This window comes from Neisseria gonorrhoeae, assembly GCF_013030075.1.
GTDB lineage: Bacteria > Pseudomonadota > Gammaproteobacteria > Burkholderiales > Neisseriaceae > Neisseria > Neisseria gonorrhoeae.
In genome coordinates this window covers 849,192-866,772 of record NZ_AP023069.1, presented here as the reverse complement: position 1 = coordinate 866,772, position 17,581 = coordinate 849,192, and the positions used below count along the sequence as shown (strand labels likewise).

The window sequence follows — 17,581 nt, the reverse complement described above, 5'->3', positions numbered from 1 at the left end:
TAATACGCAGTTATCTCTTACAGTTTTTGAAAAACATTAATTATGAAACAAATCCGCAACATCGCCATCATCGCACACGTCGACCACGGCAAAACCACATTGGTCGACCAACTGCTGCGCCAATCCGGCACATTCCGCGCCAACCAGCAGGTTGACGAGCGCGTGATGGACAGCAACGACCTTGAAAAAGAACGCGGCATCACCATCCTCGCCAAAAACACCGCCATCGATTACGAAGGCTGCCACATCAATATCGTCGACACGCCGGGACACGCCGACTTCGGCGGCGAAGTGGAGCGCGTTTTGGGGATGGTGGATTGCGTCGTCTTGTTGGTGGACGCACAGGAAGGTCCGATGCCGCAAACCCGTTTCGTGACCAAAAAAGCCTTGGCTTTGGGGCTGAAACCGATTGTCGTCATCAACAAAATCGACAAACCGTCCGCCCGTCCGAGCTGGGTTATCGACCAGACTTTCGAGTTGTTCGACAACTTGGGTGCGACCGACGAGCAGTTGGATTTCCCGATTGTTTACGCTTCAGGTTTGAGCGGCTTTGCCAAGCTGGAAGAAACCGACGAGAGCAGCGATATGCGCCCGCTGTTCGACACCATCCTAAAATACACGCCTGCACCGAGCGGCAGCGCGGACGAGCCGCTGCAACTGCAAATTTCCCAACTCGACTACGACAACTACACCGGCCGCCTCGGTATCGGTCGTATCTTGAACGGACGCATCAAACCCGGTCAAACCGTTGCCGTGATGAACCACGAGCAGCAAATCGCCCAAGGCCGCATCAACCAGCTTTTGGGTTTCAAAGGCTTGGAACGCGTGCCGCTTGAAGAAGCCGAAGCCGGCGACATCGTGATTATTTCCGGTATCGAAGACATCGGCATCGGCGTAACCATCACCGACAAAGACAACCCCAAAGGCCTGCCGATGTTGAGAGTGGACGAACCGACGCTGACGATGGACTTTATGGTAAACACCAGCCCGCTCGCAGGTACAGAAGGCAAATTCGTGACCAGCCGCCAAATCCGCGACCGCCTGCAAAAAGAATTGCTGACCAACGTTGCCCTGCGCGTGGAAGACACCGCCGATGCCGACGTGTTCCGCGTATCCGGGCGCGGCGAACTGCACCTGACGATTTTGCTGGAAAATATGCGCCGCGAAGGCTACGAACTCGCCGTCGGCAAGCCGCGCGTCGTGTACCGAGACATCGACGGTCAAAAATGCGAACCTTATGAAAACCTGACTGTGGACGTACCCGACGACAACCAAGGCGCGGTAATGGAAGAACTCGGCCGCCGCCGTGGCGAACTGACCAATATGGAAAGCGACGGCAACGGACGCACCCGCCTCGAATACCATATTCCAGCGCGCGGCTTGATCGGTTTCCAAGGCGAATTCATGACCCTGACGCGCGGCGTCGGGCTGATGAGCCACGTGTTCGACGACTACGCGCCCGTCAAACCCGATATGCCCGGCCGCCACAACGGCGTACTGGTGTCCCAAGAGCAGGGCGAGGCGGTTGCTTACGCCTTGTGGAATCTTGAAGACCGCGGCCGTATGTTCGTATCGCCCAACGACAAAATCTACGAAGGTATGATTATCGGCATCCACAGCCGCGACAACGATTTGGTGGTCAACCCGCTCAAAGGCAAAAAACTCACCAATATCCGTGCCAGCGGTACCGACGAAGCGGTGCGCCTGACCACGCCGATCAAACTGACGCTGGAAGGCGCGGTCGAGTTTATCGACGATGACGAGCTGGTGGAAATCACGCCGCAATCCATCCGCCTGCGCAAGCGTTACCTGAGCGAATTGGAACGCCGCCGTCATTTTAAAAAGCTGGATTAATGTTTAAATGATACGCGATGCCGTCTGAAAAATTTCAGACGGTATTTTTTATTCGGACGGGCTTTGCGGCTTCTTGAAGCTGTTTCAGACGGCGTTTTTCCTATCCAATCAAGAAACTGCCGCCATTTTTCCAGCGGCATATCGCCCCGTCGCGTTTCGGTATCGGGTTCGGTTTCCCGGCAGCATGTCGAACAATATCGTTTGAAGGGATACGCCTTTTGAGTCCTTACAGGCTTAGGAAGAGGATAAAACATACCGCAAAACATACCATAAAAAAACGGTAACGGATAGTAATCAATGGTAACGTAGGGTAATAGGTTGTGGCTGATTTTACGCAATAAAATCAATACGTAAGTAACAAAAAATCCCAAACTGTAAAAGTTTGGGATTTGTACTTGGCAGAGAGGAAGGGATTCGAACCCTCGATACGCTATTCACGTATACACGCTTTCCAGGCGTGCGACTTAAACCACTCATCCACCTCTCTAATGGCGGAAATTATCCTAATCGGGATAATTTGTTATTTGGTGCCCGGGAGAAGACTCGAACTTCCACACCCGTGAGGATACCAGCACCTGAAGCTGGCGCGTCTACCAATTCCGCCACCCGGGCTTTGCTTTATTTGCTGTTTTGCGGTACAGTGTCCTGCCGCAAAGAAGTCGCTATTATATAGTTCATAAAGAGAATGTCAACAGTCAAAATGAATAAAAATATTAAATCTTTAAATTTACGGGAAAAAGACCCGTTTTTAAGTCGTGAAAAACAGCGTTATGAACATCCTTTGCCCAGTCGGGAATGGATAATCGAATTGTTGGAGCGCAAAGGTGTGCCTTCAAAAATCGAATCGCTTGCACGCGAGCTGTCGATTACGGAAGACGAGTATGTCTTTTTTGAACGCCGTCTGAAGGCGATGGCGCGGGACGGTCAGGTTTTAATCAACCGCCGAGGCGCAGTTTGCGCGGCGGACAAGCTGGATTTGGTCAAATGCCGCGTCGAGGCGCATAAGGACGGTTTCGGCTTCGCCGTGCCGCTCATGCCGATGGACGAAGGGGATTTCGTTTTATACGAACGCCAGATGCGTGGTGTCATGCACGGCGACACCGTTACCGTCCGTCCTGCGGGTATCGACCGCAGGGGCCGCCGCGAAGGGACGGTTCTGGATATTGTCGAACGCGCGCAAAGCAAAGTTGTCGGCCGTTTCTATATGGATAGGGGCGTGGCGATTTTGGAGCCGGAAGACAAGCGTCTGAACCAAAGCATCGTGTTGGAACCGGACGGCGTGGCGCGTTTCAAACCCGAATCCGGTCAGGTTATCGTCGGCAAAATTGAGGTTTATCCCGAGCAAAACCGGCCTGCAGTGGCAAAAATCATTGAAGTTTTGGGCGATTATGCCGACAGCGGGATGGAAATCGAAATTGCCGTGCGCAAGCATCATTTGCCGCACCGATTCAGTGAAGCGTGTGCCAAATCCGCGAAAAAAATTCCCGACCATGTACGCAAAAGCGATTTGAAAGGCCGCGTCGATTTGTGCGACCTTCCTTTGGTAACGATAGACGGCGAAACGGCGCGCGATTTCGACGACGCGGTGTTTGCCGAAAAAGTCGGACGCAATTACCGTCTGGTCGTGGCGATTGCGGATGTCAGCCATTATGTCCGCCCTGACGATGCGATTGATGCAGATGCTCAAGAACGCAGTACCAGCGTGTATTTCCCGCGCCGTATGATTCCGATGCTGCCGGAAAACCTGTCCAACGGCATCTGCTCGCTCAATCCCGATGTCGAGCGTTTGTGTATGGTGTGCGATATGGTCGTTACCTATGCGGGCAATATCAAAGAATACCGCTTCTATCCCGCCGTGATGCGCTCTCATGCCCGCCTGACCTACAACCAAGTTTGGAAATGGCTTTCAGACGGCATCGGGAATCCGCACAAAGCCCAAATCGACACGCTTTACAAGCTGTTTAAGATTTTGCAGAAAAAACGTCTGGCGCGCGGCGCGGTCGAGTTTGAAAGCGTCGAAACGCAAATGCTTTTCGACGGCAACGGCAAAATCGAAAAAATCGTGCCCGTTGTCCGCAACGATGCCCATAAGCTGATTGAAGAATGTATGTTGGCGGCGAATGTTTGCGCGGCGGATTTTCTGTTGAAAAACAAGCATACCGCATTGTTCCGCAACCATTTGGGCCCCACGTCCGAAAAACTCGCCACCCTGCGCGAGCAGCTCGGTCTGTTGGGGCTTCAACTTGGCGGCGGCGACAACCCGTCGCCGAAAGACTATGCCGCGCTTGCCGAACAATTCAAAGGCAGGCCGGATGCCGAATTGCTGCAAGTCATGATGTTGCGCTCCATGCAGCAGGCGGTTTACGAACCGCATTGCGAAGGGCATTTCGGTTTGGCTTATGAAGCATACGCCCACTTTACCTCGCCCATCCGCCGCTATCCCGACCTGACCGTCCACCGTGCCATCAAAGCCGTATTGAACCGGAAAACCTACACGCCAAACAAAAGCTGGCAGGCTTTGGGCGTGCATACTTCGTTTTGCGAACGCCGTGCCGACGATGCTGGCCGCGATGTGGAAAACTGGCTGAAAACTTATTATATGCGCGATAAGGTCGGTGAAATATTTGAAGGCAAAATCTCCGGGGTGGCAAATTTTGGAATATTTGTCACTTTGGACGATATCCATATCGACGGTCTGGTACATATCAGCGATTTGGGCGAAGATTATTTCAACTTCCGCCCCGAAATCATGGCAATCGAAGGCGAACGCAGCGGCATCCGTTTCAATATGGGGGACAGGGTTGCCGTCCGGGTCGCGCGTGCCGATTTGGATGATGGAAAAATCGACTTTGTCCTAATTGCCGGAGGAAGCGGCAGGCGGCGGAAGGTCAAATTATCCGCATCTGCCAAACCGGCAGGGGCGGCGGGGAAAGGGAAATCGAAAACCACCGCCGAGAAAAAAACAGCCCGATGCGGCAAAGTAAGGGGAAGGGGCGTGCCTGCCGTTGCCGAATCGGGGAAAAAGGCAAAGAAACCGGTTCCGATTAAGGTCAAAAAACGGAAAGGCAAATCATAATGCTGACGGGGCGGCTTGGGGAGGGCGGGGCATACTTTCCCGAAGCCGCCGCCCGATTTTTTGATATGGCGGCCGGCGCATCATTTCCGACCAATCGAAACGCCCGTATTGAAAGATTGCGTTTATTTCCACCGCCGTTTTAAAGGCCGACGGTATTCGGCAGACGGGGTGCAAACGGCGTTCAGACGGCATTTTCATTCTTTCGGCGTGTCCGTCAGAATGGCTTTGCCCGTCCGCGCAATCAGCCCGTGCGGCTTGCCTTGAACGAACAAAAATGCCGTCTGAAACTCGGAAATTAGGTTTCAGACGGCATTTGTCCTGAAAGGCTGTTCAAATCAGCGGTGGTAATTCGGCGCTTCTTTGGTAATTTGAACGTCGTGAACGTGCGATTCGCTCATACCTGCGGAAGTGATTTCCACAAATTCGGCTTTTTCGTGCATTTCGGCAATATTGGCGCAACCCAAATAACCCATACTGGAACGCAGTCCGCCGGTCAGTTGGTGGATGATGTTCACAATCGGGCCTTTGTAGGGAACGCGGCCTTCGATGCCTTCGGGGACGTATTTGTCGGTGCTGTCGGTTTTGTCTTGGAAGTAGCGGTCGGCAGAACCTTGGCTCATCGCGCCCAAGGAACCCATACCGCGATAGGATTTGTACGAGCGGCCTTGGTAGAGTTCGATTTCGCCCGGGGCTTCTTCCGTGCCGGCAAACATACCGCCGAGCATGACGCTGTACGCGCCTGCGGCGAGGGCTTTGGCGATGTCGCCGGAGAAGCGGATGCCGCCGTCGGCAATCAGCGGAACGCCCGTGCCTTTGAGGGCTTCGGCAACGTTGTGAATGGCGGTCAGTTGCGGCACGCCCACGCCTGCCACGATACGGGTGGTGCAAATCGATCCCGGACCGATACCGACTTTGACGGCATCCGCGCCGACGGTGACCAAATCCAATGCGGCTTTGGCAGTGGCGATGTTGCCGCCGATGACTTGGATGTGCGGATAGGTTTCTTTGACCCAACGCACGCGGTCGATCACGCCTTGGCTATGACCGTGGGCAGTATCGACGACAATCACGTCCGCGCCGGCTTCGACCAAGGCTTTGACGCGCTCGTCGGTGTCGCCGCCGGTGCCGACTGCCGCACCGACGCGCAGACGGCCTTCGGAGTCTTTGTTGGCATTGGGAAACTCGGTGGTTTTTAAAATATCTTTAACGGTAATCAAGCCTTTAAGCTCGTCTTTTTCGTTCAGGACCAAAACGCGTTCGACTTTGTGCGTGTGCATCAGTTCGCGCGCTTCGTCTATGCTTGTGCCTTCGGGGACGGTAACCAGACGTTCGCGCGGGGTCATAATGGCGGAAACGGGCAAATCGACGCGGTTTTCAAAACGCAGGTCGCGGTTGGTTACGATGCCGACGACTTTGCCGTTTTCAACGACGGGCAGGCCGGACATTTTGCGTTTGCGCTGCGCGCGCATTTCCAAGACTTCGCGGATGAGCGTTGTCGGCGCAACGGTTACGGGGTCTTTGACCACGCCGCTTTCGTGGCGTTTTACTTTGGAAACGGCGCGCGCCTGCATTTCGGGCGGCATGTTTTTATGGATGATGCCGATGCCGCCTTCCTGTGCCATCGAAATGGCGAGGCGCGCCTCGGTAACGGTATCCATCGCGGCGGAAAGCAGGGGGAGGTTGAGTGTGATTTCGCGGGTAAGCTTGGTTTGAAGTTTAACGTCTCGCGGCAGCACGGTCGAATGTGCGGGAACCAACAAAACATCGTCGAAAGTATAGGCTTTTTCTACGATACGCATAATGCTCGGTCTTTCGGTTTGTGCAAGATGCACGGCATTATAGCACGTTGCCGGCGGCTTGACAGTTTATATTGTTTGCAATATCCCCCGCCTTCAGACGGCATACGGCGTGGCGGCGGGATGCCGTTTGAAAACCGGCAGGGTGCTTATGCCAACTGTTCCAGCAAAGCCTGTTTCAATGAGGACTGGATTTTTGGGTTTTTCAAGTCGGGGCTGAAGACGGTAAAGCTGTCTTCGACGCGTTCGTCCAACGTGGAGATTTTGGCGTAGCGCAGGCTGACGTTGTGGGCGAAGAAGACTTCCGCCATGTCGGCGAGCAGGAAGGGGCGGTTGACGGCGGTGATTTCGACGGAATACCGGTCCGGATAGTCTTCTTCGGGGGTGATGGTGATGCTTGGCGCAATAGGCATATAGCGGCTGCGGCGGCTGATGCGGCGGTTGCAGCTTTGGGTTTCGGCAACGGTGTGTCCGTGGATAAAGCTGTTGAGTTCGGCTTCGAGCGCGCTTTGGATGTCGGGGTAGTCTTCGGGGGCGTGCTGCGAGGGGATTTGCACGATGAAGGTGTCGAGGATGTAGTCGTGTTCGGTGATAAAGGCGCGGGCGGCGAGGATATCGAAGCCGTGGCGGCTGAAGATGCGGCAGAGGCGGGCGAACAGGCGCGGGCCGTTGGGCATAAAGACCATCACTTGAAAGCTGTCGCTTTGGGGTAGGATGCGGCTGCGGACGATGGGGGGTTCAAAGTCGTGTACGAGGTTGGCGGCGTGCCACAGGATTTCGCGGGACTGATGGCGGGCGAAATAGGCGGAACCGAGCGCGTTCCATAGTTTTTTCTGCTGTTTTTCGGGGACGGCGGCGCGGGTAAGTAAGTCGGCGGCTTCCTGCCGGCGGCGGCCGAAGAGGGCGTGCGGGTTGCCGTCGTTGCCTGCGAGGCAGCGTCCGGCGGCGTGGAACAGGCTTTCCAGCAGGCTGGCGCGCCAGGCGTTCCACAGCTTGGGATTGGTGCCGCGTATGTCGGAAATGGTCAGGAGGTAGAGCGCGCTGAGGCGTTCGTGGGTTTGGACGCGTTTGCAGAAGGCATCGAGTACGCCGGGGTCTTGGATGTCTTCTTTTTGGGCGACGGCAGACATAAGGAGGTGGTTTTCAACCAGCCAGGCGAGCAGGTCGCTTTCTTCTTCGGTCAGGAAGTGGTCGGCGGCAAATTGGCGCGCGTCTGCGATGCCTTGTACGGCATGGTCGCCGCCGCGTCCTTTGGCGATGTCGTGGAAGAAGGCGGCAAGGTAGAGGATGTCTTGTTTTTCAAAGGACTGCATCAGCGCGGAGGCGTAGGGCAGCTCATGGCTGTGCATATCCAGGGCAAGGCGGCGGACGTTGCGGACGACGGCAAGGATGTGGTCGTCCACGGGATAGATGTGGAACAAGTCGTGTTGAAGCAGGCCGACGATTTTTTCCCACGCGGGCAGATAGCGGCCCAACACGCCGTAGAGGTTGAGAAAGCGCAGGGTTTGGGTCAGTCCGTTGCCGCTGCGGAAAAAACCGGCGAAGCGGCGACGGTTTTCAGAATTTTGGTAGAAGCTGCGGTTGATTTTGCGCGTCGCCCCCCACCATGCGCGCAGGGTTTGCGGTTCGAGCGCAGTAATGTCGTTGCGCTGCTGCATGATTTCGACGATTTTGAAAATGTGTTCGGGCCGTCTGAAAAAAATATCGGTGTGCCGCGCGGCGATTTGGTTGTTGACTTGGATGTAGTCGTCGTCAATCCGCAGGGTAACGCGCATCGGCGTGGAGGAAACGCGGCTTCGCAGCATGGGCGTGAGGATGCCGCCCAGTTGTTTGACGGTTTTGACCGCACGGTAAAACACGCGCATCAGTTCTTCGCTTTGACGGCGGCGGTTTTCATCTTGATAACCCATACTTTCGGCAACTTGCGGCTGCAAATCGAAAAGCAGGCGGTCTTCGGCGCGCTTGGCGTTTAAATGCAGCCGGATGCGGATGTGGGCGAGGCGGCGGTAGCCGTGCGAAAGCATACCGGCTTCGGCACGTGTCAAAATCCGCTGTTTGAGCAGGTCGGGCAGGTTGGCCGCCAAGCCTTGCGCCTTCGCTATCCAAAGCAGGGTGTGGATGTCGCGCAGACCGCCCGGACAGCTTTTGATATTCGGCTCCAACACCGCCCCCGAACCTTGCGATTTGGCGTGGCGGTGTTCCATCTCCACCAATTTTGCTTCGATAAATGCCGCTACATTGCGTTGCACGTTCATTTTTTCCGCCAATTCGTCTGCTGTTTGGCGGTTGCCAAACAAAAACCTAGCCTCTAAAAACGCTGTGTCCCCCGTAATATCGTCGCGCACGCTTTCGCACAGTTCGTCAACGCTGCCGCTTTTTACAGACGGCATTAGTTTGCAATCCCACAGAGTTTGGATAAATCGGGCAATCTGTTCCTGAATGCCGTCTGAAAGCGGGGCAGGGGAGACAACCGCCAAATCCACATCCGAACAGGGATACGGTTCGCCGCGCCCGAAGCCGCCTACCGCCATCAGGCATAACGCGCTGTTTTGAAAATGTTCTGCCCACAATGCCGCCAGCAAGGTTTCGACTGCCGCCGTGTATTCTCTGAAAAATACCGACACGCGGTTGGCTTTCAAATAATGCGCTTCGGCGGCATTGCGCTGCTGTTTGAAGGTTTCCAGTGCTGAAGACAGGTTTTCAGGCATTTTTATTCTTTCGATTGGCGGGAAAAAGGGAGGCGGATGGTTCGGCGGTCAAATACCGCTTTCAGACGGCACTTGTCGGGTATCGGCGGAATTGGTCATCAGGTTCAACCGTTCCTGCGGCGGCAGCAGCAACTGATACGCCGCCACGCCCAAAGCCGCCGCCATTTTTTCGATATTCGACAGGGCAATGTTCCAGCGTTTGCGCTCGACTGCCGACACATAAGTCCTGTCCAAACCGCATTGCCGCGCCAATTCCTCTTGCGACCAACCCTTGTTCACGCGGAAAAGCCGCATATTGTATGCCAATACCGCCCGCAAATCCTGTTCGTCAGGCAATTCGGCAGGCAGAGTCAATTTGTTGCCCATCATTTGTTTCCGGATAAATGGTTAAAAGTTAAGCATTTGCTGTTACGGATTTTACTTCACATAAAAGCCAAAAAAAAGGGGTGGCGGCAGCCACACCCAAACACACACACACATCAAGAGGAAAGAGGTAAAATCAAGACGGATTGGGAAACAGCAAACAAACAATCTAGATTTCATATCGGTATTATCAAACAAAAACCGTTATCGAGTATTGATTCAAATCAATTTAGATTTTATTCGTAAACCGGCAAAGAAAAACGGCATACCCGTTTATACGGATATGCCGTCTGATGATGCAGGGGACTGCTGTATTTGGCAGTGGTTTGTGTTTTAGTCCTCTTGCGCCGCTGTTTGCAGGTAGTTCGGCAAACCGATTTTGCCGATCAGTTCCTGCTGGGTTTCGAGCCAGTCGATGTGTTCTTCGTTAGTATCTTTTTGTTTTTCCAACAAATCACGGCTGACATAATCCTGTTGCGCTTCTGCTGTGGCGATGGCGGCAAGCAGGGCTTCGTGTTTTTCCTGTTCTTTGGTCAAATCGCAGGCGATGATTTCTTCGGTAGATTCACCAATCAACAGCTTGGCCAGCTCTTGCAAATTGGGCAATCCCTCAAGGAAGAGGATGCGTTCAATCAAATCGTCGGCAGCTTTCATTTCTACGATTGATTGTTTGAAGAAATGTTCGCCCAGTTCTTCAAAGCCCCAGTTTTTCAAAATACGGGCGTGAAGGAAATATTGGTTAATGGTTACCAGCAGCAAGCCTAAGTTTTTGTTCAGCTCGCGGATAACCAAACGGTCGCCTTTCATACGGACTCCTTTTATTCCTAATACGGATTACAGTTGGCTTTGGTAGTAGTTGCCTTCGCCAATCAGCTCGATCAGGCGCAGCTGCTGTTCCAACCAGTGTGCGTGGTCTTCTTCGGTGTCTTTCAGTTGGGCAACCATCAGGTCGCGCGTAACATAGTCTTGAGCCTCTTCGCACAGTTTGATGCCTTTTTTCAAAGCGTCGCGCACTTCGTATTCGGTTTGCAGGTCGGCTTTGAGGCAGGAAACCACGTCCGTGCCGATATTCAGTTCGGCGCGTGCCATTTTCGGCGTACCGCCCAGCATCAGGATGCGTCGGATGAAGTCTTCGGCGTGTGTGGTTTCTTCTTCCATCTCGTGATTGAGACGTTCAAAAAGTTTGGTGTAGCCCCATTCGGAGTAGAGGCGGGAGTGGATGAAGTATTGGTCGCGTGCCGCCAGCTCGCCGGACAGCAATTCGTTCATGTAATCAACAACAGCTTGATTGCCTTGCATAATATCTCTCTTTTCTTAATTTGGGTTTCGTGCGGTTAAACGGCGTTCTGTAACGCTGTTCGGGATGCGTGCATTGTATGCAAAAGCTGTCGGCATGACAAATTTTCTATTTAAAATACAAACAATTATCAAAATAAATAGGGCGTATTCCCCGATGCCTTCCAAATCAGTATGCTGTTTCTTATCGGTTTTTTTTGCTGCTAAAACTAAGAATCCATCTCATCAATAAAGAACATTTACACTTGTTAACCATAGCAAAAAACAAATAGAGCACGGTTTTTTATCAAAATTTATAATGAATCTTTCTCATTAACCGACAGATTCTTTTGAGATTATCGGATTTTGGGAATAAATTATGCCGTCTGAAGGACTTTCAGACGGCATGGACAATTCAAATTGATGTTGTTTACATCAAACAAGGCGGCAGACAGCAGCGTAGGAAATTATTTTTTACTTCGGAACGGTGTTCCGAGTTTAATGATGCCCGCAACCGCCGTGGCTTTCGCGTAAGGCTTCCGCCGCCTGTTCGTCGGCATGGTAACTTGAACGTACCATCGCGCCGATGGCGGCATTGGTAAAGCCCAGTTCGTATGCTTCTTTTTCAAATATTTTGAATTGTTCGGGTGTAACGTAGCGCAAGACAGGCAAGTGTCCGTCTGAAGGCTGGAGGTACTGTCCGATGGTAATCATCTCGATATTGTGCGCCCGCATATCGCGCATAATTTCACGCACGTCTTCGTCTGTTTCGCCCAAGCCTACCATAATGCCGGATTTGGTCGGGATATGCGGCATCATTTCTTTATAACGTTTTAATAAGTCTAAAGAATGTTGATAATTGGCACCGGGACGGGCTTTTCTGTACAGGCTCGGATGGGTTTCCAAGTTGTGGTTCATCACGTCGGGCGGGGTTTCGGCAAGGATTTTCAGTGCGATGTCCAAGCGGCCTCGGAAGTCGGGGACGAGGATTTCGATTTTGGTGTTCGGGCTGGTTTCGCGGATGGCTTTGATGCAGTCGGCGAAGTGTTGGGCGCCGCCGTCGCGCAGGTCGTCGCGGTCAACCGAGGTGATGACGACGTAACGCAGGTTCATGGCTTTGACGGATTCTGCGAGGTTTTTCGGCTCGTCGGGGTCGAGCATATTCGGACGGCCGTGTCCCACGTCGCAGAACGGGCAGCGGCGGGTGCAGATGTCGCCCATAATCATGAAGGTCGCCGTGCCTTTGCTGAAGCATTCGCCGATGTTGGGGCAGGAGGCTTCCTCGCAAACGGTGTGCATCTTTTGTTCGCGCAAAATGTCTTTGATTTCAAAGAATTTGCGCGATGGGAGTTTGGCGCGTATCCATTCGGGCTTTTTCAGTTTTTCCTGAAGGGGGACGACTTTGATGGGGATGCGGGCGGTTTTGTCCGCGCCTCTGAGTTTGATGCCGCGTTTGGGGTCGTCGGTTTTGATTTCACTCATTGTTGTCTGCTTTCGGTGTGAGTTGTGTTTCAAGGTGTGCGGTGAGTTTGGAGGCGACTTCGTCCGGCGCGGGGCAGGGTTGGACAAAATCCGCGATTTGCGTCATTTCCATACCGGCGTAGCCGCAGGGGTTGATTTGGGTAAACGGGCTTAAATCCATATTGACGTTGAGTGCGAGTCCGTGATAGACGGAACCGTTTTTGATACGCAGCCCCAGTGAGGCGATTTTGCGTTCGCCGACGTAAATGCCGGGGCGTTTGGGATCTGCCGCCGCTTCGATGCCGTATTCCGCCAATGTGGCGATGATGCTGTTTTCAAGCGCGGAAACGATGTTGCGGACGCTGGTTTTGCGCCGTTTGAAATCAATCATCGTATAAACGACCAATTGCCCGGGCCCGTGATAGGTAATCTGCCCGCCCCGGTCGATTTGGACGACGGGGATGTCGTCCCTAATCAGCAGGTGCTCGGGTTTTCCCGCCAGTCCTTGCGTAAAGACGGGCGGGTGTTCGACGACCCACAATTCGTCTTCGGTGTCTGCATTCCGTCCGGCATTAAAGGTTTTCATCGCTTCAAAAGTCGGCAGATATTCGACCAAACCTTTGTGTATGATTTTCATCTCAAAGTACCACTTTGACCAGTTCGTGCGAAGTCAGCGCGCGGTAGATGTTGTCCAATTGTTCTTGGTTTTCAACCTTTACCTGAACGGTGGCACCGGTATAGTTGCCTTTGCTGCTCGGACGCGTGGTGATGTGGTGCGCCTGCGTGTCGGGGGCGTGAAGGCGGACGGTGTCCAATACCGCCTGCTCGAACTCGGGATGCACCGCGCCCATCACTTTCAATGGGAAGGCGCAGGGAAATTCGATGAGGGATGCTTTGTTTTTTTGTTCGGTCATGATGTGCTGCCTTATCGTGTACGGTATGCCGTCTGAAGGCGGGTTTGCCTTTCAGAGGGCATCGGATGTGCAGTATTTTAGCCTAAACCACGATAACAGGCTATCGGGAAGGCGGAGGCTTTTTTGACGGCGCGGCGGTTCTGCTATACTGGCGCGCAATATTATTTTCGGAAGGGTGGATTTTATGTATCGGAGAAAAGGACGGGGCATCAAGCCGTGGATGGGTGCCGGCGCGGCGTTTGCCGCCTTGGTCTGGCTGGTTTACGCGCTCGGCGATACTTTGACTCCGTTTGCGGTTGCGGCGGTGCTGGCGTATGTGTTGGACCCTTTGGTCGAATGGTTGCAGAAAAAGGGTTTGAACCGTGCATCCGCTTCGATGTCTGTGATGGTGTTTTCCTTGATTTTGTTGTTGGCATTATTGTTGATTATTGTCCCTATGCTGGTCGGGCAGTTCAATAATTTGGCATCTCGCCTGCCCCAATTAATCGGTTTTATACAGAACACGCTGCTGCCGTGGTTGAAAAATACAATCGGCGGATATGTGGAAATCGATCAGGCATCTATTATTGCGTGGTTTCAGGCGCATACGGGCGAGTTGAGCAACGCGCTTAAGGCGTGGTTTCCCGTTTTGATGAAACAGGGCGGCAATATTGTCAGCAGTATCGGCAACCTGCTGCTGCCGCCCTTGCTGCTTTACTATTTCCTGCTGGATTGGCAGCGGTGGTCGTGCGGCATCGCCAAACTGGTTCCGAGGCGTTTTGCCGGTGCTTATACGCGCATTACGGGTAATTTGAACGAGGTATTGGGCGAATTTTTGCGCGGTCAGCTTCTGGTGATGCTGATTATGGGCTTGGTTTACGGTTTGGGATTGATGCTAGTCGGACTGGATTCGGGATTTGCCATCGGTATGGTTGCCGGTATTTTGGTGTTTGTCCCCTATTTGGGTGCGTTTACGGGATTGCTGCTTGCCACTGTTGCAGCCTTGCTCCAGTTCGGTTCGTGGAACGGAATCTTGGCTGTTTGGGCGGTTTTTGCCGTCGGTCAGTTTCTCGAAAGTTTTTTCATTACGCCGAAAATTGTAGGAGACCGTATCGGCCTGTCGCCGTTTTGGGTTATCTTTTCGCTGATGGCGTTCGGAGAGCTGATGGGCTTTGTCGGAATGTTGGCCGGATTGCCTTTGGCCGCCGTAACCTTGGTCTTGCTTCGCGAGGGCGCGCAGAAATATTTTGCCGGCAGTTTTTACCGGGGCAGGTAGACGGTTCCGAAACATATTTGAAGCGGAATACAACCCTGTTCGGGTTTAAATAAAAATACCGTCTGAAACCCGAAAACAGAGCTTCAGACGGTATTTTCATCACGGCTTATTTGGCGGTTTTGCTGCTGTCGATAATTTTCATGCCGGCAGAAATCAGGCTGCCGATGTCGGCAACATTGGCGGGCATAATCAGCGTATTGCTTTCTTTGGCAAGATTGTTGAACGCGGCTACGTATTGTTCCGCAATCTTCAGATTGACCGCATCCGCCCCGCCTTGGGTTTGAAGGGCGGCGGCAATTTGACGGATGGCTTCGGCATTGGCTTCGGCAACAAGGCGCAGGGATTCCGCTTCGCCTTTGGCGCGGTTGATGCGGGCGATTTTCTCGGCATTGGACGCATTGACCGCAGCCTGAGCCTCGCCTTCGGATTGTTGGATTTCGGCTTCACGCTGACCACTGGCAAGGTTGATTTGTTCGATTTTACGGCCTTCGGATTCGGCAATACGGGCGCGTTTTTCGCGTTCGGCGGTAATTTGTGCCTGCATTGCGCGAAGGATTTCTTGCGGCGGAACCAAATCCTTGATTTCGTAACGGAGGACTTTCACACCCCAAGCCCCGGCGGCTTCATCGAGGGCGGAGACGACGGTACTGTTGATTTCGTCGCGTTCTTCAAACGTTTTGTCCAACTCCATACGCCCGATAACGGAACGCAGCGTCGTTTGGGCAAGCTGGGTAATTGCCATAATGTAGTTGCTCGAACCGTATGAGGCGAGTTTGGGATCGGTTACTTGGAAATAGATGATGCCGTCAACAGTCAATTGCGTATTATCGCGCGTGATGCAGACCTGGCTGGGTACGTCTAAAGGGATTTCTTTCAGCGAATGGCGGTAGGCGACGCGGTCGATAAAGGGAATCAAAATATTCAAACCGGCCGTCAGGGCGCGATGGAAACGCCCGAGCCTTTCGACAACGTGGACTTCCTGCTGGGGGATGACGACAAAGGATTTGAAGCCGAAAACGGCGACGGCTGCCAACAAGATAATGAAAAATTCCATAATTCCTCCGAGTGTTAAGGGTTTGCGATGATAAGAAGGTTACCTTCTTTGCGGACGATGAGGGCGCGCGTTCCCGGTTCAAACACTTCCTGCCCCGTATTTTGCGCCTGCCAGTGCGTACCGCGATAAAAAACTTCGTAACGGTTGCCGCCTGTGTATCGGAGGATTTCGGCATATTTTCCGGTATCCAAATCCTGATATGAATCCGTTTCAACTTTTCCCACGGCGGTTTTGGCATGTACGAACCAAATGCCCAGCGCGGAAAGCAGTGCGGCGGTCAAGACGGCGGCAGGCGTGCTGCCAGTCAGCCCGTAGGCAATGCCCGAACCCGCCAAAGCCGCGCTGACAACCAAAAGATAAACCGTTCCCGTCAATAATTCGATGATTAAGACGGCAACAGCGGCAACAAACCATACAGTCATACATTTCCCCACAAAGCGCGTCGTTTGACAAAATAACGCAATATCAGCAGTATAGCCGAATTTGAAAGGATAGGGCAGATATGGACACTTGGCACGATGCACTCGGCGGCGAAAAACAGCAGCCGTATTTTCAGGAAATTTTAAATGCGGTCAGGCAGGAACGTTTGTCGGGGCAAATTATCTATCCGCCGGAGGCCGATGTGTTCAACGCATTCCGGCTGACAGCGTTCGACCGGGTCAAAGTCGTCATTCTCGGACAAGATCCGTATCACGGGGTAGGGCAGGCGCACGGTTTGGCATTTTCCGTCCGGCAGGGTGTCCGCATACCGCCGTCTTTACTCAATATTTACAAAGAATTGGAAACCGACATCGAAGGCTTTTCCATTCCCGCGCACGGCTGCCTGACAGCGTGGGCGGAGCAGGGCATATTGCTTCTGAACACGGTTTTGACGGTGCGTGCAGGACAGGCGCATTCGCACGCCCTTTTAGGCTGGGAACGCTTTACCGATACCGTCATCAGGCAGCTTGCGACACACCGCAAGCACCTTGTCTTCATGTTGTGGGGTGGGTATGCACAACAAAAAGGGAGGCTGATAGACAGTCAAAATCATTTGATACTGACCGCGCCTCATCCGTCTCCTCTGTCGGCATATCGCGGTTTTTTTGGCTGCCGCCATTTTTCACAGGCAAACAGCTATTTGAGTCAACACGGTATCGAACCGATAAACTGGAAGCTATGAATGCCGTATTCAAGCGTCAAAGTTTGCGTGTCAGGTTCATTTGGCGGAATTCGAACAGCTCTTGATGCAATGATCGTGTTTTAAGGTTTCCTGCAATACCGCTTGTAAAGCTGCGACTGCCGCAAAGCCATAGGCTGCGGGCTTCACTATTCCGAACGCTTTGTGCAAAAGAAGCAACATCATGAAATTCAAGCAATTTATTCTTGCCACTGTTTTGGGCGCGACAGCCTTTTCCGCTTGGGCGGACGATTCATACCAACATATCCGTGCAGTCAGAATCCTGCTGCTGATATTGTCTGTTTGGTGCGTAGGGTAGGGAATCCGCCAACGTAAAAACCGCCCCGCCAACACCGCCGTCACCAAATTGGGCATTGGGCGTATGCCCTGATGCTCGCTGTTCCGCCGCAGGCATTGCCCGTCAAATCGGCAATGGCGGAGGAATTCACGGCACGCTGGCATTTTCATTGCTGTTTTTGTCGCTGGGACATATTGGAATGGTTGCCTACCACCACATCAAAGGCGAATCCGTTCTGCCTCTGTTCTTGCTTATCTAGGTTATTGCAAAATATGAGTTTGAAAGATGGATATTTTTGTTTGCTTTTTTATTTGTTCTGATTAAATTTTTTAAGTGTCTGAGTTTTGAATGAGATTGTAAAAATATCT

The 17,581-nt window shown here is 52.9% G+C and carries 16 protein-coding genes and 2 tRNA genes; 5 read left to right on the top strand and 13 right to left on the bottom strand.

The features are described from left to right. The first annotated feature begins 42 nt into the window (after positions 1-42). Positions 43-1,854, top strand: a complete 1,812-nt coding sequence (typA, locus tag HT085_RS04445; protein ID WP_003691174.1) for a translational GTPase TypA — start codon at positions 43-45, stop codon at positions 1,852-1,854. A gap of 396 nt (positions 1,855-2,250) precedes the next feature. Here the strand turns inward: typA and HT085_RS04440 are convergent. Next, positions 2,251-2,341 (bottom strand) — tRNA-Ser (locus HT085_RS04440). Between the two features lie 38 nt (positions 2,342-2,379). Beyond that, positions 2,380-2,466, bottom strand: a tRNA-Leu gene (locus HT085_RS04435). A gap of 88 nt (positions 2,467-2,554) precedes the next feature. Here HT085_RS04435 and rnr point away from each other — a divergent pair. Then, positions 2,555-4,930 carry a ribonuclease R gene (gene rnr / locus HT085_RS04430; protein ID WP_014580197.1) on the top strand — a complete coding sequence of 792 codons (2,376 nt, stop codon included), beginning with the start codon at positions 2,555-2,557 and terminating at the stop codon, positions 4,928-4,930. Between the two features lie 335 nt (positions 4,931-5,265). On the opposite strand, the gene guaB is transcribed toward rnr, so the two are convergent. From guaB to HT085_RS04390, 8 genes are all read right to left on the bottom strand, one after another. Further along, positions 5,266-6,729: an IMP dehydrogenase gene (guaB, locus tag HT085_RS04425; RefSeq protein ID WP_003688615.1), complete on the bottom strand. Its 1,464-nt coding sequence runs from the start codon at positions 6,727-6,729 to the stop codon at positions 5,266-5,268. Positions 6,730-6,875: 146 nt separating this feature from the next. Further along, on the bottom strand, positions 6,876-9,434 hold the full coding sequence (gene glnD / locus HT085_RS04420; protein ID WP_003691177.1) for a [protein-PII] uridylyltransferase: 2,559 nt from the start codon (positions 9,432-9,434) through the stop codon (positions 6,876-6,878). A gap of 48 nt (positions 9,435-9,482) precedes the next feature. After that, positions 9,483-9,803, bottom strand: coding sequence for a helix-turn-helix domain-containing protein (locus HT085_RS04415; RefSeq protein ID WP_003688619.1), 321 nt, complete (start codon positions 9,801-9,803; stop codon positions 9,483-9,485). A gap of 327 nt (positions 9,804-10,130) precedes the next feature. After that, positions 10,131-10,604 (bottom strand): bacterioferritin, encoded by a 474-nt coding sequence (gene bfr / locus HT085_RS04410; protein WP_003691178.1) that lies wholly within the window; start codon positions 10,602-10,604, stop codon positions 10,131-10,133. A 27-nt stretch (positions 10,605-10,631) separates the two neighbouring features. Further along, positions 10,632-11,096 (bottom strand): bacterioferritin, encoded by a 465-nt coding sequence (gene bfr / locus HT085_RS04405; protein WP_002217177.1) that lies wholly within the window; start codon positions 11,094-11,096, stop codon positions 10,632-10,634. A gap of 474 nt (positions 11,097-11,570) precedes the next feature. Continuing rightward, positions 11,571-12,554 (bottom strand): lipoyl synthase, encoded by a 984-nt coding sequence (gene lipA, locus HT085_RS04400; RefSeq protein ID WP_003688622.1) that lies wholly within the window; start codon positions 12,552-12,554, stop codon positions 11,571-11,573. Beyond that, positions 12,547-13,170 carry a lipoyl(octanoyl) transferase LipB gene (gene lipB / locus HT085_RS04395; RefSeq protein ID WP_003688623.1) on the bottom strand — a complete coding sequence of 208 codons (624 nt, stop codon included), beginning with the start codon at positions 13,168-13,170 and terminating at the stop codon, positions 12,547-12,549. Before lipB ends, lipA begins: the two co-directional genes overlap by 8 nt. Position 13,171: 1 nt before the next feature. Then, on the bottom strand, positions 13,172-13,447 hold the full coding sequence (locus HT085_RS04390; RefSeq protein ID WP_003691180.1) for an HP0495 family protein: 276 nt from the start codon (positions 13,445-13,447) through the stop codon (positions 13,172-13,174). Between the two features lie 184 nt (positions 13,448-13,631). Between HT085_RS04390 and HT085_RS04385 the strand changes: the two genes are divergently transcribed. After that, complete coding sequence (locus HT085_RS04385) at positions 13,632-14,702, top strand: AI-2E family transporter (RefSeq protein ID WP_003688625.1); 1,071 nt, start codon at positions 13,632-13,634, stop codon at positions 14,700-14,702. 106 nt (positions 14,703-14,808) lie between these two features. Here HT085_RS04385 and HT085_RS04380 read toward each other — a convergent pair whose 3' ends face one another. Together HT085_RS04380 and HT085_RS04375 are read right to left on the bottom strand one after the other, a co-directional pair. Further along, on the bottom strand, positions 14,809-15,756 hold the full coding sequence (locus tag HT085_RS04380; protein ID WP_003688626.1) for an SPFH domain-containing protein: 948 nt from the start codon (positions 15,754-15,756) through the stop codon (positions 14,809-14,811). Between the two features lie 14 nt (positions 15,757-15,770). After that, positions 15,771-16,178 (bottom strand): NfeD family protein, encoded by a 408-nt coding sequence (locus tag HT085_RS04375; RefSeq protein WP_003704054.1) that lies wholly within the window; start codon positions 16,176-16,178, stop codon positions 15,771-15,773. An 80-nt stretch (positions 16,179-16,258) separates the two neighbouring features. On the opposite strand from HT085_RS04375, the gene ung reads away from it, so the two are divergent. Then, on the top strand, positions 16,259-16,918 hold the full coding sequence (gene ung, locus HT085_RS04370; protein WP_003688628.1) for a uracil-DNA glycosylase: 660 nt from the start codon (positions 16,259-16,261) through the stop codon (positions 16,916-16,918). Positions 16,919-16,954: 36 nt separating this feature from the next. On the opposite strand, the gene HT085_RS11555 is transcribed toward ung, so the two are convergent. Continuing rightward, the gene (locus HT085_RS11555; protein WP_017146819.1) at positions 16,955-17,290 is read right to left on the bottom strand and encodes a hypothetical protein; all 336 of its coding nucleotides are present in this window, start codon (positions 17,288-17,290) and stop codon (positions 16,955-16,957) included. On the opposite strand from HT085_RS11555, the gene HT085_RS04360 reads away from it, so the two are divergent. Continuing rightward, a complete protein-coding gene (locus HT085_RS04360; protein WP_003704052.1) occupies positions 17,290-17,472 on the top strand; it encodes a hypothetical protein in 183 nt (60 codons plus the stop codon). The two genes, HT085_RS11555 and HT085_RS04360, sit on opposite strands and share 1 nt — an antisense overlap. The last annotated feature ends 109 nt before the right edge of the window (positions 17,473-17,581 follow it).

Excerpts from the sequence above, each read along its gene's own strand:
- lipB (WP_003688623.1), bottom strand. The coding sequence starts at position 13,170 with ATGAAAATCATACACAAAGGTTTGGTCGAATATCTGCCGACTTTTGAA.
- bfr (WP_002217177.1), bottom strand. The coding sequence starts at position 11,096 with ATGCAAGGCAATCAAGCTGTTGTTGATTACATGAACGAATTGCTGTCC.
- ung (WP_003688628.1), top strand. The coding sequence starts at position 16,259 with ATGGACACTTGGCACGATGCACTCGGCGGCGAAAAACAGCAGCCGTAT.
- HT085_RS04415 (WP_003688619.1), bottom strand. The coding sequence starts at position 9,803 with ATGATGGGCAACAAATTGACTCTGCCTGCCGAATTGCCTGACGAACAG.
- glnD (WP_003691177.1), bottom strand. The coding sequence starts at position 9,434 with ATGCCTGAAAACCTGTCTTCAGCACTGGAAACCTTCAAACAGCAGCGC.
- typA (WP_003691174.1), top strand. The coding sequence starts at position 43 with ATGAAACAAATCCGCAACATCGCCATCATCGCACACGTCGACCACGGC.
- lipA (WP_003688622.1), bottom strand. The coding sequence starts at position 12,554 with ATGAGTGAAATCAAAACCGACGACCCCAAACGCGGCATCAAACTCAGA.
- HT085_RS04385 (WP_003688625.1), top strand. The coding sequence starts at position 13,632 with ATGTATCGGAGAAAAGGACGGGGCATCAAGCCGTGGATGGGTGCCGGC.
- HT085_RS04380 (WP_003688626.1), bottom strand. The coding sequence starts at position 15,756 with ATGGAATTTTTCATTATCTTGTTGGCAGCCGTCGCCGTTTTCGGCTTC.
- HT085_RS11555 (WP_017146819.1), bottom strand. The coding sequence starts at position 17,290 with ATGCCCAATTTGGTGACGGCGGTGTTGGCGGGGCGGTTTTTACGTTGG.
- HT085_RS04390 (WP_003691180.1), bottom strand. The coding sequence starts at position 13,447 with ATGACCGAACAAAAAAACAAAGCATCCCTCATCGAATTTCCCTGCGCC.
- HT085_RS04375 (WP_003704054.1), bottom strand. The coding sequence starts at position 16,178 with ATGACTGTATGGTTTGTTGCCGCTGTTGCCGTCTTAATCATCGAATTA.
- guaB (WP_003688615.1), bottom strand. The coding sequence starts at position 6,729 with ATGCGTATCGTAGAAAAAGCCTATACTTTCGACGATGTTTTGTTGGTT.
- rnr (WP_014580197.1), top strand. The coding sequence starts at position 2,555 with ATGAATAAAAATATTAAATCTTTAAATTTACGGGAAAAAGACCCGTTT.
- bfr (WP_003691178.1), bottom strand. The coding sequence starts at position 10,604 with ATGAAAGGCGACCGTTTGGTTATCCGCGAGCTGAACAAAAACTTAGGC.